At 74.2% G+C, this 17,222-nt stretch carries 9 protein-coding genes; 5 read left to right on the top strand and 4 right to left on the bottom strand.

Annotation, left to right across the window (positions count from 1 at the left end; translation table 11 throughout):
- Positions 1-85: 85 nt before the first annotated feature.
- A complete protein-coding gene (gene lhgO, locus ASC60_RS00165) occupies positions 86-1,291 on the bottom strand; it encodes an L-2-hydroxyglutarate oxidase (protein ID WP_055545449.1) in 1,206 nt (401 codons plus the stop codon).
- Between the two features lie 261 nt (positions 1,292-1,552).
- Complete coding sequence (locus tag ASC60_RS00160) at positions 1,553-3,004, bottom strand: hypothetical protein (protein WP_055545448.1); 1,452 nt, start codon at positions 3,002-3,004, stop codon at positions 1,553-1,555.
- Between the two features lie 847 nt (positions 3,005-3,851).
- Here ASC60_RS00160 and ASC60_RS00155 point away from each other — a divergent pair.
- On the top strand, positions 3,852-5,939 hold the full coding sequence (locus tag ASC60_RS00155) for an asparagine synthase-related protein (RefSeq protein WP_107096951.1): 2,088 nt from the start codon (positions 3,852-3,854) through the stop codon (positions 5,937-5,939).
- Positions 5,940-6,041: 102 nt separating this feature from the next.
- Entirely contained in the window at positions 6,042-9,914 is a 3,873-nt protein-coding gene (locus ASC60_RS00150) for a BTAD domain-containing putative transcriptional regulator (protein ID WP_234356720.1), read from the top strand.
- Between the two features lie 236 nt (positions 9,915-10,150).
- Here ASC60_RS00150 and ASC60_RS00145 read toward each other — a convergent pair whose 3' ends face one another.
- Entirely contained in the window at positions 10,151-10,942 is a 792-nt protein-coding gene (locus ASC60_RS00145) for a TetR/AcrR family transcriptional regulator (protein ID WP_055545447.1), read from the bottom strand.
- A 369-nt stretch (positions 10,943-11,311) separates the two neighbouring features.
- Here ASC60_RS00145 and ASC60_RS00140 point away from each other — a divergent pair, with 369 nt between their 5' ends.
- Both ASC60_RS00140 and ASC60_RS41970 read left to right on the top strand, forming a co-directional pair.
- On the top strand, positions 11,312-12,619 hold the full coding sequence (locus ASC60_RS00140; protein WP_234356786.1) for an NAD(P)/FAD-dependent oxidoreductase: 1,308 nt from the start codon (positions 11,312-11,314) through the stop codon (positions 12,617-12,619).
- 235 nt (positions 12,620-12,854) lie between these two features.
- Positions 12,855-14,879 (top strand): ATP-binding SpoIIE family protein phosphatase, encoded by a 2,025-nt coding sequence (locus ASC60_RS41970; protein ID WP_055545445.1) that lies wholly within the window; start codon positions 12,855-12,857, stop codon positions 14,877-14,879.
- Between the two features lie 42 nt (positions 14,880-14,921).
- On the opposite strand, the gene ASC60_RS00130 is transcribed toward ASC60_RS41970, so the two are convergent.
- Positions 14,922-16,265 (bottom strand): MFS transporter, encoded by a 1,344-nt coding sequence (locus tag ASC60_RS00130; protein ID WP_055545444.1) that lies wholly within the window; start codon positions 16,263-16,265, stop codon positions 14,922-14,924.
- Positions 16,266-16,411: 146 nt separating this feature from the next.
- Between ASC60_RS00130 and ASC60_RS00125 the strand changes: the two genes are divergently transcribed.
- Positions 16,412-16,963, top strand: a complete 552-nt coding sequence (locus tag ASC60_RS00125; RefSeq protein WP_055545442.1) for a MarR family winged helix-turn-helix transcriptional regulator — start codon at positions 16,412-16,414, stop codon at positions 16,961-16,963.
- The last annotated feature ends 259 nt before the right edge of the window (positions 16,964-17,222 follow it).

Below are 17,222 nucleotides of genomic sequence, written 5' to 3'. Positions count from 1 at the left end.
GATGCCACGGTGCGGGCCCGAGGGCCCGCCGGCGGGCCGCCCCGCTACCCGCCCCGCAACCCCTCGGCGGCGGCCGTGAGACCGCTCACAGCGCCTCCAGCACCCGCCGGGCCACCTCGCGGCCGATGGGGAGCGAGGCGGTGGCGGCGGGGGAGGGGGCGTTGAGCACGTGGACGACGCGGGGCGACTGCGAGATCAGGAAGTCGTCCACGAGCGTGCCGTCCGGCAGCACCGCCTGCGCGCGCACCCCGGCCGGGGCGGGTATCAGGTCGTCGGGCGTGACATCCGGCAGCAGCCGGCGCACCGCGTCGGTGAAGGCACGCTTGGACAGGGAGCGGCGCAGCTCGCCCGCCCCGTACCGCCAGTGGCGGCGGGCTATCCGCCAGGCGCCGGGATACGCCAGCGTCCCGGCCAGCTCGCGCGGGCGCACGGTGCGCCAGGCGTATCCCTCGCGGGCGAGGGCGGGCACCGCGTTGGGCCCGATGTGGACGCCGCCGTCGATGCCGCGGGTCAGGTGGACGCCGAGGAAGGGGAACGCCGGGTCGGGCACCGGGTAGACCAGGCCGCCCACCAGCGAGGTGCGGGACGGCGCCAGCTCGAAATACTCACCGCGGAAGGGCACGATCCGCATGCCCGGGTCGTCGCCCGCGAGCCGCGCCACGCGGTCGCACTGCAGCCCCGCGCAGTTGACCAGGGCCCGCGCGCGCAGCACCGTGCCGTCCGCCGTGCGCACCGCGACGGCCGTCGGGCGGCGGCCGATGCGGGTCACCCCCGCCCCGTACCGCACGGACGCGCCCGCGTCCCGCGCGAGCCGGGCCAGCTGCGCCGCCACCGCCCCGAAGTCGCATACGCCCGTCGTGCCGACGTGGATCGCGGCGAGCCCGCGCACCCACGGCTCGTACTCCGCCATCTGGGCGGGGCCCAGCTCGCGCACCGGGATCCCGTTCTCCCGGCCGCGCTGGACCAGGGCGTGCAGCCGCGGCAGCTCGGAGCGCTCGGTGGCGACGATGAGCTTGCCCGTCACCTCGTGGGCGATGCCGTACTCGGCGCAGAACTTCACCATCTCCGCCGCGCCGCGCACCGCGAACCGTGCCTTGAGCGAGCCCGGCCGGTAGTAGATCCCGCTGTGGATCACTCCGCTGTTCCGCCCGGTCTGGTGGCGGGCCGGGCCCGCCTCCTTCTCCAGGACGGTCACCCGGGTGCCGGGCGCCGCGCGCGTGATCGCATACGCCGTCGACAGGCCGACGATCCCGCCCCCGATCACCAGCACGTCGCAGTCCACCGCCGTCACGCCATGCACCTCCCCACGCGCCACAACCCTCCGGTCGCCCCGACCGTCGATCCCTATCATGACCTGCGCCACCGACAGCAGCCCGAAACCCGTGCGGCGCCTGGGATCCGGAAGGGTGCGTGAAGATCACGCGGGCTTTCCCCGGCGCTCACGCCGGCGCCACACACAGGGGCGCGAAAACCCGGGGCCCCACCCTCACACCGGCTCCCCTCCCACCGGACACCCGCACCACCCGCACCATCCGCACCACCCGTACCACCCTCACGCCGGCGCCACCAGCAGCGGCCGCGCCCGCTCGCGCAGCTCCGCCACCCGCGGCTCGTCGCGGTACGCCTCGAGCCGGTGCATCAGGTCGCGCACGTACTCCGTGGTGCGCGCGGAGGAGATGCGGTTGGCGACCTCCACGGCCCGGGCGCCCGCCGCGCACGCCGCGTCCAGGTTCCCGGACTCCAGTTCGGCGACGGCGGAGACGACGAGCCGCAGCCCGTGGGACCGTACGAACTCCTCCGTCGGCCGGGCCAGCGCCTGCTCGGTGAAGCGCCGCACCTGGCGCGGCAGCCGCAGGTCGCGGTAGCACTCGGCGGCGTCGGCCGCGAACCGCTCGTGGCTGTAGAAGTCGAGCCAGGACGGGTCGGCGTCGCCCGACCGGGACCGCTCCAGCCAGCCCTCGGCGGACTTCAGCGCCGCGCCGCAGGCCGGGCCGTCCCCGGACTTGGCCTGGGCGCGCGCCTCGACCAGCCGGAAGAAGCTCATGGTGCGGGCGGTGGCCAGGCCGCGGTTGCGCTCCAGGGCGGCCTGGGCGAGGTCCACGCCCTCGTCGGCGAAGCCGCGGTAGGTGGCCTGGAGGCTCATCGACGCCAGCACGTACCCGCCGAGCGGGACGTCGGCGGCGGCGCGGGCGAGGCGCAGCGCCTGGATGTAATACCGCTGGGCGGCCTCCTGCTGGCCGGTGTCGAAGGCCATCCACCCGGCCAGCCGGGTCAGTTCGGCGGTGGCGCCGAAGAGGGAGCGGCCGACCTCGTCGCTGTACGAGCCGAGCAGCAGCGGGGCCGCGTCGACCCGCAGGCATTCGGGGACCATGGAGGAACGCCAGTCGCCGCCGCCGTACTTGGAGTCCCAGCGGCGCGCGTCCTCGGCGGCCTCGCGCAGCTTGGTGACGTCGCTGTGGCCGACGCGCTGCGGTAAGCCGTCGGGGCCGCTGCCGCCGGCGCCTCCCGCCGCGTCCTCGGCGTCCTCGGGACCGCGCGCGACGGAGGTGTCGGCCGGGGATATGAGCCAGCGGGACGCGGGCGTGGCGTACGCGCTGACGGCGAAGGATCCGGCCAGGCTCTGCCAGATGCCCACCCCGCCGCGCCGACCCGCGAGATCAAGCCGGTACAACTCGGCGGCGGAGCGGACGGCCTGGCCGATGTCGCGCGGGAAGGCGAGCCCGACCTCGGGGGCCGGATCGGCGTCGGCGAGCCCGATCTCGTGCAGCGGGACGGGGCGGCCGAGTTTGCTGCCGATAGCGGCAGCAATCAGATGGGGCGCGGCGCCCTGGGGCACCATGCCCTTGGAGACCCAGCGCGCTACGGACGTCTTGTCGTAGCGAAGGGTCAGGCCGCGCTGGGCGCCGAGATCGTTGACTCTGCGCGCGAGCCCGGCATTGCTGATCCCAGCGAGGGCGAGAACGGTGCCGAGCTTCTCGTTCGGCCCGCGTGGCTCCCTGGACATGCGCACCCCTCGACAGCACCGACGGCCGCCCCGGCGTGGGCGCGGGGCATTCGTAAACCCAGCGTAGTTCGCCGCATCCCGACCGTTAAGAGGTGGTGTCCCGGATGGCGAGATTCTTGTACGAACGGGCGTGCGGGGCGTGACGTGTGCTCCCGGTGTGTGTGGCTGTGCGCCTGGGTGTGCGCTCTGTCTCGGTCGCGGCGAGAACGTTTCGATGGGACCTGCGTGGGTCGGCCCGCTGTACTGGATCCAGTGGGCTGGGGGACGCCGCCGCCTCATTCCCCGCGGGTGGCGGAACGGTCCGGGAGGCGGACGCCGCCTCCCGGACTGTCGTGTTGGGAGGCGTTGGGGGCGAGCGAGGGCGAACGGCGCGCGGCGGTCCGGATGGTGGCGGGGCATCCGCAAGACCACCGAGTGCGCCACGGCGAACTTGGCCGGATATCGCCCGTCGGTGCCGGGCTCCCGCGGCGGGCCGGGGAGGGGGAGGCCCGGCGCGGGAAGCCCCTTTCCTCGCGGCCCCGTTGGCGTCCCGTCGTCCACGTGTCGGCGTCCTTGCGCTGTTGTACGCCCCAGTCGTGGCAGCATGGGCCACGGCGGAACGGTGCGTCGTGACCGGTGACGGCTCTCTCCTGGGCTTCCCGTGAACGCCTGCCCGCGGGGGCCGCATGGTGTGATCAACTCTTGGGATCCCTGCGGTCATCGGCGGTCATCGGCGGTCAGCAGCGGTCAAGGGAGATCCAAGAGATCTACGTAGTTGTCCGGTTCGATGTCGAAACCGTCAACGTGCTGTGCATGATGGCACCTCGTTCTTGGTGGCCCTGGATGCCCACAGCCTGTGGAGGCGGCGATGCGGTGGTTGGTGGGGTGGAGCAGTACCGCATCCGGCCCGGTCCCCCCGGAAGGCCGTGCGATCCAGCCGGTCGGTGCCCAACTCCTGTGGTCCGACCCCGATCCGCTGTGGGCGGTCGGCGACTGGCGGCCCGACGAGGTACGCGTCGTCCAGGCCGACCCCTTCACCCGGCTCGCTGTCTTCGGCTGCTGCGGCGCCACCGACGAGGAGCTGCGGGTCGGCCTGTTCGCCGCCCGCGGCGGCGCCCTGCGCCACCTCACCGCCTGGCCCGGCAGCTACACCGCCGTCGCCCAGGTCGGCCGCCGCATCACCATCGCCGGTGACCTGGCCGGTGCCCGGCCCGTCTTCCACACCGACTGGTCCGGCGGCACCGCGTACGCCACCGCCGCCCTCCCGCTCGCCGACCTCATCGAGGCACAGCTCGACGTCAGCCACCTCGGCGCGCTGCTCGCCTGCCCCGACTCCCCGGAGGCCGTCGGCGACGGCACGCCGTACATGGGCGTCAGACGGGTGCCGCCCGGGCACGCCCTCGTCCTGCGCGACGGCGCCCGCGACGTCACCGGCTACGAGCCCACCGCCTCGCTCGCCGTCGCCGCGCCCCCGCTCGACCAGGACACGGCCGTGGAGGGCGTACGGGACGCCCTGCTCGAAGCCGTACGGGCCCGCCTCACCGCACCCCGCCACGCCCCCGCCACCGACGGCCTCGACCCCGGGCCCGTCCCCGGCATGGGCCCCGCCGAACGCCGGGCCGCCCGCGGCGCGCCCGCCCCCGGCATCGGCGCCGACCTGTCCGGAGGCAGCGCCTCCGCCACGCTCGCCCTGCTCGCCGCCGGGCTCCCCGGCATGCCCGGCACCCTCCTCGGCCACGGCACCGAAGCCGGTGAACGCCTTCTCGCCGTCACCTTCAACGACCTCGCCACCACCGGCGGCGCCCGCACCCGCGAAGCCGAACTGGAACGCGCGGGCACCATCGCCGCCAACCCCCGGCTGCACCACGTGGTCGTCGCCGGAGGCGAGGAGGCCCTCCCGTACGCCGCCCTCGACACCGGCGCCCTCACCGACGAACCCGGCCCCTCCCTCGTCATCGCCGAACGCCACCGGCGCCGCCTCGCCGCGGGCAGCGCCGACCACTTCGTCGGCCACGGCGCCCGCGAGGCGCTCGACGCCCACCCGGCCCGCCTCGCCGACCTGCTGCTCGACCGCCGCAGACGCCATCTGCTGCGCCCCGCCACCGCCCTCGCCAAGGCCGACGGGCCCAACGCCCACTCCTTCTTCGTCCCCTTCACCGTCTACCGCGCCGCCCGGCGGCTGGCCCGCACCCCCTACCGGGACGGCGTACGGGAAGCCGCCGCGAGCCTCCTGGAGCGCCGCTTCACCGACGACGGAGCGGGCGTGGCCGCCGGCGCCGTCTCCGCATCCCTGGCCTCCCTCGCCTGGTGCCGCCCCGGCCCCGCCGCCCGCTGGCTCACCGGGGAAGCCCTCGCCGAGGTGTCCATCCGCCTGGAGGAAGCGGCGCTGCGCCCCGTCCTCGTGCGCCGCCCCGGCGAACGCCGCGCCGACGCCGCCCTCGCCCGCTACGCCGCCGACCACCGCGTCTTCGAACAGGCCGCGGAGGTGCGCAGCCAGCGCCTGCACGCCCCCTTCCTCGACAACCAGGTCGTACGGGCCTGCCGCGCGCTCCCCGAAGCCCTGCGCGTCCAGCCCGGAGCGCGCGCCTCCGTCCTGCGTACGGTCCTCGCCGGAGCGGGCATCCGCGACCTCCCCACCGGCTGGGGCGCCACCTCCCACGCCGCCCACGCCGCGTCCGTACGCGCGGGCCTGCGCACCTGGCTCGGCGACCTGGTCGGCCTCTTCGACGCCCCGCTGCTGGCCGACGCCGGGCTCATCGAGGCCCGCGTCGTCCGCAAGGCGCTGCGCGCGGCGTCCGAAGGCGAACGGCTGCCCCTGGACGGCCTGGCCGAACTGGTCTCCACCGAAGTCTGGCTACGCCGCCTCCTGGCCCGCCGCGGCACCTGCTGGACCGGCACGGCCGCGCCCCGCCAGCGCGCGGTGGCGGGCGGAGTGGTGCCCCGGCCCTCCCTGTGACGCGTCGGCCGCCGGGCCGGGCCGCCGGGTCTGGCCGACCGTGTGTGCGACCCGCTCGGGTGGAGCGTCCCGTTCCGCCGCGAACCCAGGAGAATGACCGCCGTGCGGTATCTCATCCTCGGCACCACCGAAGCGCGTGACGAAGACGGCGACCCGCTGCCCCTCGGCGGCCCCCGGATCCGCGCGCTGCTCGCCGCGCTCGCCCTGCGCGCCGCACGCCCCGGGCCCACCCCCGTCGATGTGCTCATCGACGAGGTGTGGGCCGCCGACCCGCCGTACGACGCGCCCGCCGCGCTCCAGGCGCTGGTGGGCCGGTTGCGACGGGCGATCGGGCGGGAGGCCGTGGTCTCCTCGCCCGGCGGTTACCACCTCGCGACCGCCGCTCCCGGGGACGACGTCGACCTGCTGCGCTTCGAGCGGCTGACCGACGCCGGGATGCGCGCCCTCGACGCCGGCGACCCGCACACGGCCGCCACCACGCTCCGGCAGGCGCTCGCGCTGTGGCGCGGCCCGGCGCTCGCCGATCTGCCGGAGCGCGACGCGGCCGCCGCCCGCGCCGAGGCCCTGCGGCTGGCCGCCCTGCACCGCCGGATCGACGCCGACCTGGCGCGCGACCGCCCGGCGGGCCTCGTCCCGGAGCTGCGCGAACTGGTCGCCGACCATCCGTTTGACGAAACGTTCCACGCCCAGCTGATCCGCGCGCTGCGGGCCGCCGGGCACTCGGCGGACGCCCTCGCCGCCTACGAGGAGGTCCGCACGCTCCTCGCCGACCGTCTCGGCACCGACCCGGGACCGGAACTGCGGGAGCTGCACCGCCAACTGCTCCTGGGCGAGCCCACCCCGCCGCCGGCTCCACCGGCCGCCGGACGGTCTCGTGACGGAGCCGGGCACCGCGGGCCGGGCGGTGACCGGCACCCCGACGCGGATGGCCCCCGCGCCTCGGACGGCGACGGTGACCCGGGCCGGGAGGGTTACGCGAAGGGTGACGCCGACCGTGCCCCGGGCCGGGACGGCGCCCGCGCCCCGGGCCGGGGTCGCGTCCTGGACGGCGACCGGTACCGCTACGAGGACGGCGCTCGAGACCGCCACCCGGACGGCGACCGGTACGGCGCCCGCGACGGCGATGGCGACGGCGACCCGGGCCGGGACCGGGGCCGCCGCCCCGACGACGACCGCGGCCGTGCCTCGGTCCCCGGCGCGCGTCCCGCCGCGTTCGTGGCGCCGCCCGGCAATCTGCGGGCGCGTCTCACCAGCTTCGTCGGCCGACGGAGCGAGATCGGCGCCCTCCGCAAGGACCTGGACGGCACCCGGCTGGTCACGCTCACCGGAGCAGGTGGTTCCGGCAAGACGCGGCTGTCCGTGGAGACCGCCGCGACCCTGACGGACGCCTACCCGGACGGCATCTGGGTCGTCGAACTCGCCTCGCTGGACGACCCCTCCGCCGTCCCCGGCGCCGTCCTGAGCGCCATCGGCCGCCGCGAGACGACGATGTTCGCCTCCGGACTCGAAGGCCGGACCAGCGGGGCGGACGCCGTCGACCCCGCCGGCCGCCTGGTCGAGTACTGCGCCGACCGCCGCCTGCTGCTCCTGCTCGACAACTGCGAGCACGTCATCGACACCGCCGCCCGGCTCACCGAGACACTGCTGGCGCGCTGTCCGGGCGTGACCGTGCTCGCCACCAGCCGCGAGCCGCTGGGCGTGCCCGGCGAGACCGTACGGCCCGTGGAGCCGCTGCCGCCCGCACCCGCCCATCAGCTGTTCGCCGAGCGGGCCGCGACCGTACGGCCCGGCTTCGACCCGGCCGGGGACCCGGACACGGCGGCGGCGGTCGCGGAGATCTGCCGCCGCCTCGACGGACTGCCGCTGGCGATCGAGCTGGCCGCGGCCCGGCTGCGGCTGCTGACCCCGCGGCAGATCGCCGACCGCCTCGACGACCGGTTCCACCTGCTGACCAGCGGCAACAGGACCGCCCTGCCGCGCCAGCAGACCCTGCGGGCGGTGGTCGACTGGTCCTGGGACCTGCTGGACGAGCGGGAACGCACCGTGCTGCGCCGGGCGTCGGTCTTCGCGGGCGGATGGAGCCTGGCCGCGGCGGAGGCCGTCTGCGCGGAGACGGGATGCGGGGACGCGACGGAGCATGAGTCCCTACGCGCCGGTGCATGCGCCCCGGCGCACACCCCGGCACACTCCGGCGTCCCCATCGCGCCCCCGGAGGTGCTCGACCTGCTCGGGGCGCTGGCCGACAAGTCCCTCCTGGTCGTCGACCACCCGCCGGGCGAGGCCCGCTACCGCATGCTGGAGACGATCCACGAGTACGTCAGCGAGCGCGCCGCCGAGGATTCCGCCGCCCGCGCCGACCACGCCGCCGCCACGGCCCGGCACATCGCCCACTTCCGCGACTTCGCGCGCGCCGCCGAACCGCGGCTGCGCTCCGCCGAACAGCTGCCCTGGCTGCGCCGCGTCGAGGCCGACCTCGACAACATCCGGGCCGCCCTGCACCGCTCCCTGACCGCCCGCGACGAGAACACCTCGTTCGCGATCATCCTGGCGATGGGCTGGCTCTGGTGGCTGCGCAACTACCGCGACGAGGGCGCCACCTGGGCCCGCCGGGCCCTGGACCTCACCATGAACCCGAACGACGCGCAGGACGACGCGCAGGACGACGCACGGGGCGACGCACGAGACGGCGAACGAAACGGCGAACGAAACGACGAACGAAACGACGAACGAGACGGAGAACGAGACGGCGGCCGACCGGCGCTGGACATGCCACCCCCCGCGCCGGACGGCGCCGACGGGGACGATCCCGCCGCCACCCGCTACTGGCACGCCATGGACCTGAGGCTGCTGCGGTTCTTCCTGCTCATCGACGCCGGTCACGGCCCCGACGGGCAAGACCCCGAGACGCGGCTCATAGCCCGGCTCACCCGCGACGCCTACGGCAGCCATCCGGGCCCGCGCAGCGCCCGCTTCCCCGGTCTGCTGTGGCCGTTCGCCGGATACATCCTCGACGGCCACACCGCGATGATCCCGCTGATGGACAAGGCGGTGGCCAACTGCCGCGAGAACGGAGACGACTGGGCGGTCGGCGCCGCGCTCATGTTCCGCGCCCACCTCGCCATCGACACCTCCAGCGGCATCGAGCGCGCCGAAGCCGACTACGCCGAGGTGCGCGAGCTGAGCGCGCGCGTCGGCGACCGCTGGATGCTCGCCCAGGTGGAGAGCGCCAGGGCCGAGATGGCCGCGCTGCGCGGCCGGTTCGGCGAGGCGCGGGCCGCCTTCGAGGAGGCGCGGCGGCTGGCCCGGGAGATCGGCGCGCACACCGAGGTGCCGTTCTTCATCACCCGGCTGGCCGACCTCGCCCTCAACTCCGGTGACCCCGAGGGCGCGGCGAAGCTGCTGGACCACTCCGAGCAGGAGGCCGAGCGCTGGGGCGCCGTGGACGTCCGGGCCTTCAACCGCCTGCTGCGCGCCCACATCGAGCTGCTGCACGGTGATCCGGCCAAGGCGCGGGCGTACTGCGAGGACTCCCGGCGGCAGGCGGCGAGATCCAGCCCGCCGCAGCTGTTCTGGGTCGTCGTCCAGGGGCTGGAGGGCCGGGTCGGCGCCGAGGAGGGCGACCCGTGGGGCGGGGTGCGCATGCTGCGCGACGCGCTGGGCCTTGGCCTTGAGGTGGGCTGTACGGAGGCGTTGCTCGCCGACCAGGCCGAGTCGGCGGCGTACATCCTGGTGCGGCTCGGACATGAACGGCCCGCCGTCCGGCTGCTGGGCGCGGCCGACGGCTGGCGCGGCCGGCTGCCGCGCATCCCGCTGGCGCTCGCGGAGACCCGGGAGACCGAGGCACGGGCGGGTGCCGCGCTGGGCCCCGCCGTGGCCGGGAAGCTGCGCGCCGAGGCCACGGCCCTGACCACGGAGGAGGCCATCGCCCTGCTCGACGAGGTCCTGGCCGGCTCCGGCTCCGACACCGCCCGCTGACCGAGCGCCCGGGGGCACGCCCCCGGAACGGCATCAGGACGGCAAGCGCATACGTTCACCCGCACGGGGAAGACGCGCACCGCGAACCCGAAACGTACGAGCGAACCCCGGACCGCACCCTCGAAAAGGTGGCCGTTCGCCGGGCAGAACGCACCCGGCGAACGGATCGATCAGTAATCGGTCAGCACCGACCATCAATTCGGTCAGAAAGCGCCCAGAAGGTGGCTCCCCCCCGGTCACCCCATCGGCCGAGACCGCAGCCCGTCCAACAGGATGTCCAGCAGCCGGGCCGACGCCGCGGCCTGCTGCGCCGCGTCCGGCAGCGACGGCGCCGCCGTGGCGATCACCAACAGCACATCGGCGACCGTGACATCCGGGCGCAACTCACCCGCTGCCCGCGCCCGCTCCACCAACTGCCCGACGACCTGCAGCAGCGCTGCCGCGCCCGCGTCGTCCGGCTCTTCGACCAGCCGCAGATCCGGCTGCACCGCACCGGCCGATGGCACCGCTGCCGCCGCTGCCGCCGGTGACGGCACCGCGGGCTGCACCGCCGACGGCACCGCTGCCGCCTGCGGCGGGCCGGCTAACGCCACCTGCCGCTGCTGCGGAACCCGGACCTCCGTCTCCGCGTCGACCCCGACCCGCAGCACCTGCGGCGGCAGCAAACGGCCCGCGCCGGACGCCACCGAGGTGCGCAGGAACCGGGCCAGCGCGGACCACGGCTCGTGCTCCTGACCCAGCGCCGCCCGTGCCTGATCGGTCAGCCTGGCCGTCTCCTCCTCCGCTATGCGGCGGACGAGCACGTCCTTGCTGGGGAACCGCCGGTAGACGGTGCCCACCCCGACCCGCGCCCGCCGTGCGACGTCCTCCATCGGAGCCCCGTACCCCAGCTCACCGAAGACCTCGCGCGCCGCCCGCAGGACATGTTCCAGATTGCGCTGCGCGTCCACGCGCAGCGGAGTGTTCCGGCCGCCGTTCCCGTCCGAGGACGCGACGGCTGCGGACCATGACGAACCCTGAAGGTGCATAAGTGATCCCCCGGTAATGACGTCTCCCCCCGGAGACTCCCCGCCCTGTCAGCCGGGGCAGTCACAACCCCGACGAAGTACGAACATAGTTGAGCCCAGGTCAAGAATGAAGAGGGTAGGTCGGGACAGACCGTCCCCCAACCGGACCAGCAGGCCACCTTACCCCGCCTCTCAGACCGCCCCACCCCCCAAGACCACGCTCTGACCTGCGTGTATTCCCTCCTCCACCCCACGGCCCGGCCCCGGGGCACCTTCGGCCCTCCGGTCACACAATTGGTCGGGGCTGTGGACAAACGGCGGTCGCGGATGCCTCATGGGAGGGTGAAGGAACCAGCGCGCATTCTCGTTGTCGGCGGCGGCTACGTCGGGATGTACACCGCGCTGCGCCTCCAGCGGAAGCTCAGGCAGGAGCTGAGGCACGGCGCCGTACAGGTCATCGTGGTCGACCCCGAGCCGTACATGACCTACCAGCCCTTCCTGCCGGAGGCGGCGGCCGGGTCGATCTCCCCCCGCCACGTCGTGGTGCCGCTGCGCCGTGTCCTGGGCGACTGCCAGGTCATCATCGGCGAGGCGACCGCGATCCATCACGGCAAACGCACCGCGACCATCAGAACCCTCGCCACCGAGGAGGAGGGCACCGGCTCGGTCGAGATCCGCTACGACGAGCTGGTCCTGGCGCCCGGATCCGTCTCCCGCACCCTCCCGGTCCCCGGCCTCGCCGAGACCGGCATCGGCTTCAAGACCGTCGAAGAGGCCATCGGGCTGCGCAACCACGTCCTCGAACAGCTCGACATCGCGTCCTCCACCCGCGACCCCGACGTCCGCGACGCCGCGCTGACCTTCGTCTTCGTCGGCGGCGGATACGCGGGCGTCGAGGCGCTCGGCGAACTGGAGGACATGGCCCGGTACGCCGTCCGCTACTACCACAACATCGAGCCCGAGGACCTGAAGTGGATCCTCGTCGAGGCCACCGACCGGATCCTCCCGGAGGTCGGCGAGGAGATGGGCAAGTACGCGGTCCGCGAGCTGCGCGGCCGCAACATCGACGTACGGCTGGAAACCCGCCTCGACTCCTGTCAGGACCGGGTCGCCGTACTGAGTGACGGCTCGCGCTTCCCCACCCGCACCCTCGTGTGGACCGCCGGCGTCAAACCGTCGCCCATCCTCGCCTCCACCGACCTCCCGCTGAACGCCCGCGGCCGCCTCACCTGCACCGCGACGCTGCAGGTGGACGGCGTGGAGCACGCCTGGGCCGCCGGGGACGCCGCGTCCGTGCCGGACCGTACGGCGGCCGACCCCGGCGCCGTCTGCGCGCCCAACGCGCAGCACGCCGTCCGCCAGGCCAAGGTCCTCGCCGAGAACCTGATCGCCTCGCTCGGCGGCCGGCCCCTTGACGACTACGAGCACAAGTACGTCGGCTCCGTGGCCTCCCTCGGCCTCCACCGCGGCGTCGCGCACCTCTACGGCCGCAAGCTGAAGGGCTACCCGGCCTGGTTCATGCACCGCGTCTACCACCTCAGCCGGGTGCCGACCTTCAACCGCAAGGCGCGGGTACTGGCCGAATGGATCCTGTCGGGGCTGTTCAAGCGGGAGATCGTCTCGCTCGGATCGCTGGAGAACCCGCGCGCGGAGTTCAAGCTCGCCGCCGATACCGGACGCCATCCCGAAGCCAGTTGACCCCGCCGGGGCGGAGCCGGGAACTCCCCTCCCACGAACGGCGTCTCACGGATGTCAGTCCGGTCGGCCACACTGGTCGTGTGACCATGGGTGGGCTCGTATCTGCAAAGAGTGACAATCGCGAGGATTCGGAAGTTTGCTGCATTCCCCCGGGGGCCGTCCCCCGCACCCGCATCCCTTTCCCCGATCCCGCGCCGGCGCGCTGCTCAGCCACCACCCCACGAGGTAATCCGCAGTGAACTTCACGCGCTGGAGCGCCCGGCTCCCCCGCACGCAACGACGCACCGCCGCGCGGTCCGACCGTGCCGCGCGGCGTCCACAGCCCGCGGCGGGCGCCGGCTCCGTCCCGGCCGCCCGCGGCGAGCGCACCGGCCCCTCCGCCGACGGTGAGCCGCCGCTGCCGGGCGCGCCCGGCACCGCCCCTGGCTGCCCGCCGCCCGCCGCCGTCCCGACCCTCGACGGCCTGTCCGTCCATGACGTCCTCGGCCAGGTCCCGGCCCTGGTCGCGGTGGTGTACGGCCCCGAGCACCGCATCGCCTACCTCAACGACGCCTACGCCGACCTGTTCGGCCACCGCACCCGCGGCGTCCCCGCCGGGCAGGCCCTGCCCGAGCTGCGCGAGCTGGGCCTGCTGCCGCTCATGGACCAGGTCCTGCGCAGCGGCACGCCCCGCACCGTCAAGGCGCGGCGCGTTCCCGCGGCACCCGGGCCCGCATCCGAGTCCGAGTCCGCATCCGCATCCGCATCTGCGTCCGAGTCCGGGCTCGCGGCGGGCACCGAAGCCGAGCCCGAAGCCGAGCGCGAGGCGGCGCCCATGGCCGTCGGGCGGTCGCGGCACGGGTACTACACGTTCACCTGCTCGCCCATCGAGATGGCCGCCCCGGTCCCCGAGCCGGCGGTCCGCGTGCCCCATCCGGTGCCCGCGCCCGCTCACGACGGCGCCGTCCCCGATGCGGCAGTACCCGTGGCGACCGTTCCCGAGACGGCGGCCCCCGTGGCGGCCCTTCCCGTAGCGGCCGCGCAGACCGCCGCGACCGCCACCGAGGACACCCCCGCACGGGTGCGCGGTGTCCTCGTCTTCGGCGCCGACGTCACCGACCAGGTCGAGGCCGCCGAGCGGCTGCGCGTCGGCGAGCGGCTGCAGCGCAAGGCCGCCGTCACCCTCCAGCGCAGCCTCCTCCCGCAGGAGCTGGAACAACCCGACGACCTGCGCGTCGCCGCCACCTACCAGCCCGGCGGCAAGGACACGGCGGTCGGCGGCGACTGGTACGACGTCATCACCCTCGGCGCCGGCCGTACCGCTCTCGTCATCGGCGACGTCATGGGGCGCGGCGTCCGCGCCGCCGCCGTCATGGGCCAGCTGCGCACCGCCGTCCGCGCCTACGCCCGCCTCGACCTGCCCCCGCACGAGGTGCTCCAGCTCCTCGACGGACTGGCCGCCGAGATCGACCCCAACCAGATCGCCACCTGCGTCTACGCCGTCCACGACCCCAACGAGAGCCGCCTCGTCTACGCCTCCGCGGGCCATCTGCCGATCCTGGTCCGCGACCCGGACGGCACCGTGCGCCGCGCCGCCGAACCCACCGGCCCACCGCTGGGCACCGGAGGCTGGCTGCACACCTCCGGATCCATCCCGCTCGGCCCCGGCTCCAGCGCCGTCCTGTACACCGACGGACTGGTGGAGCGGCGCGACAAGGACATCTACGACGGCGTCGCCGCCCTGGAGCGCGTCTTCGCGGGCGCGACCGGCACGCCCCAGGTGATGTGCGACCGCCTCATCCGGGCGCTCGGCATCACCGCCGCCCACGACGACGACGTCGCCGTCCTGGTCCTCCAGCACCCCGCCCGCACCGGCCATGACGCCGAGCTGTTCCACAACGCCGCCCTCGAACTCCTCGGCGGAGTGGAAGCGGCCCCGCGTGCCCGGGCCTTCGCCTCCGGCGTCCTCGCCAGCTGGCGCTTCCCCATGGAGCTGCGCGACTTGGGCGTCCTCGCCGCCAGCGAGCTGGTCGCCAACTCCCTCCAGCACGGCACGCCCCCGATGCGGCTGCGGCTGCGCCGCACCGACCGGCGCCTGATCATCGAGGTGACCGACGGCGACGACCATCTGCCGCGCCGCCGCCGGGCCGAACCGGTCGACGAGGCCGGCCGCGGCATCTCGATCGTCGCGACCATCGCCTCCTCCTGGGGCTCACGCCGCACACCGGGCGGCGGAAAGGCGGTGTGGTGCGAATTCGCCCTCCCCGCCGGAGATCCGTAAGACCTCCGGCGGAAAGGGCGATGGTGTGGACACGGCGGCCGGTCAGACCGCCGTGGTCACCGGAGCGGACGACTCCGACTCCGACTCCGACTCCGACTCCGAACCCGAACCCGAACGCGGCGCGGGCACCGGGGCATCAGCGGTCCCGCGCAGCGGATTGTCCTGCCGGGCCGACAGCCGCCTGCCGAGCCGCAGCGAGAGCACCGAGACGCCCAGCGAGCAGACGATCAGCAGGGCGATGTACGCCCCGTACGCACCGGCTCCCGCCATCAGCCCGCCGACCGCCGGGCCGACCGCCAGCGCCAACTGCTTCACCAGGGAGAACGCCGCGTTGTACTGCCCCAGCAGGGACGACGGCGCCAGATCGGCCACCAGCGGCGCGACGGTCGGCGACAGCATCGCCTCACCGAGACCGAACAGCGCGTACGCCGAGACGATCGCGGCCGTGCCCATGGCCTGGCCGCCCGGTACCAGGGCGGCGGACCCGGCCACCGCCCACGCGACCGTCCACACCAGCCCGACCACCGCGATCACCCGGCTGCGCCGCCGCCGCTCGACCAGCTTGAGCACCACGAACTGCGCCAGCACGATGGCCGCCGTGTTCGCGGCCAGCGCCACGCCCAGCATCGCGGGGGACACCCGGGCGACGTCCACGGCGAACGCCGACAGCCCGGACTCGAACTGCCCGTAGCAGGCGAAGAACAGCACGAAGCCCAGCACGCACAGCTGCACCATGGCCCGGTGCCCCAGGAGGGCCCGCCGGCTGCCCGCCCCGGTGGCGGACGCGTCGGTCGGCACCGCACCGTCGAACGCGGGCCCCTTCGCCAGCCGTACGGTCCCCACCGTGGCACCCAGCACCAGGAACATCACCGCGTCGATCGCGAAGAGCCGCACGAACCCGGCCGGGGACGAGGTGTCCACCAGCAGCCCGCCGAGCAGCCCGCCGACGCCCAGCCCCAGATTGCTGAGGAAGAACTGCGTCGCGAAGGCCCGCGACCGGGTCGCGGGCGTCGAGCACCACACGATCAGCGTGGCCAGCGCGGGCTGGATCACCGCCATTCCCGCACCGAGCACCCCGGCCGCGGCGAGGACCAGCGGCTCGCTCGCCGCCAGCCCGAGCCCCAGCGAACCGACGGCGGAGGCGACCGCACCCACGACGGCAACGGACAGCGGCCCCCGCCGGTCGATCACCCGACCGGTGAAGGGCAGCACGACCAGCGCGGCCACCGCGAACATCGCGAGCACCAGGCCCGCCGTATCCGCACCGAGATCCCGCACCTGCGCCACATAGACGAACAGGAACGGGACCGTGAAGCCGTTGCCGAACGCGCTCAGCGCGTTGCCCAGCTGGATCCGGCGCAGCGCTGCGCCCATCGCGGTGGTCACACTCACCTACCTAGGTCGAGAAGGGTCGTACGGACCGGAAGAAGCCCGCGTACTCGAAGCCTCAACACTTCGAAGCTAAAGTTCAGCGCTTAAGAGTACACGTCGAAGAACTTCGGTGCGAACGACTTCCGTGTCATACTCCGCACATGGCTGACACCCCCGACCCGGACGACCTGCTCACCCTCGAGGAGCAGATCGCGGCCTACCAGCGCGAATTCCAGGACCTGGACCCGCAGGTGGAACAGGTCGTCAACGCCCTGAGCCGGCTCACCCGGCGGATGAACGTCGCCTACAGCAGGCAGTCCTCGACTCTCGGCATCAGCAACGTCGAGTTCGAGGTCCTCAAGGCCCTCGTCCTGTCCGGCTCCCCGTACCAGCTGGGCCCCGGCGAGCTGGCCAAGCGGCTCGGCCTCACCCCGGCCGCGATGACCCATCGCATCGACCGTCTGGTGAACGAGGGGCTCGTCACCCGGGAGCGTGATGAGAACAACCGCGTGCGCGTCATCGTCGAGCTGACGACCGGTGGGCGGGAGAAGTGGCTGGAGGCGATGCGCCGGGCATCGGTCTTCGAGGAAGACCTGCTCCAGGACCTCTCCTCCGAGGAGCGCGGCGCCCTCGGCGAGATGCTCGCCCGCGTCCTGCGCCGGGTGGAGGAGGCCCAACCGGACGCCGAAGGGCGGCTCAACGACCTCGGTTGAGGCATTCGGCCGACACGGGTTGACACCGATCAGGCCGATCCGTAATGTTCCCCGAGCTGCCACAGAGCCGTAATGGTTCATCGGTACGCACTCGAGCCGCACCGGCGGCAAACCACTCCGCACGACCTCCCATCGGGAACGACTTCGGCATGCCGAAATCCGGACCGAAAAGCTCGATTATGAGCATCCGGGGGAATCCGCTAAAGTGGTGGACACGCCGGAAGGCGCGAAACACCCCGCTCCAACAGGGGGCCGGAAA

The organism is Streptomyces sp. NBRC 110028, from assembly GCF_001417735.1.
Lineage (GTDB): Bacteria > Actinomycetota > Actinomycetes > Streptomycetales > Streptomycetaceae > Streptomyces.
The sequence above is the reverse complement of the archived record's forward strand: the minus strand, read 5'-3'. Positions and strand labels throughout refer to the sequence as shown.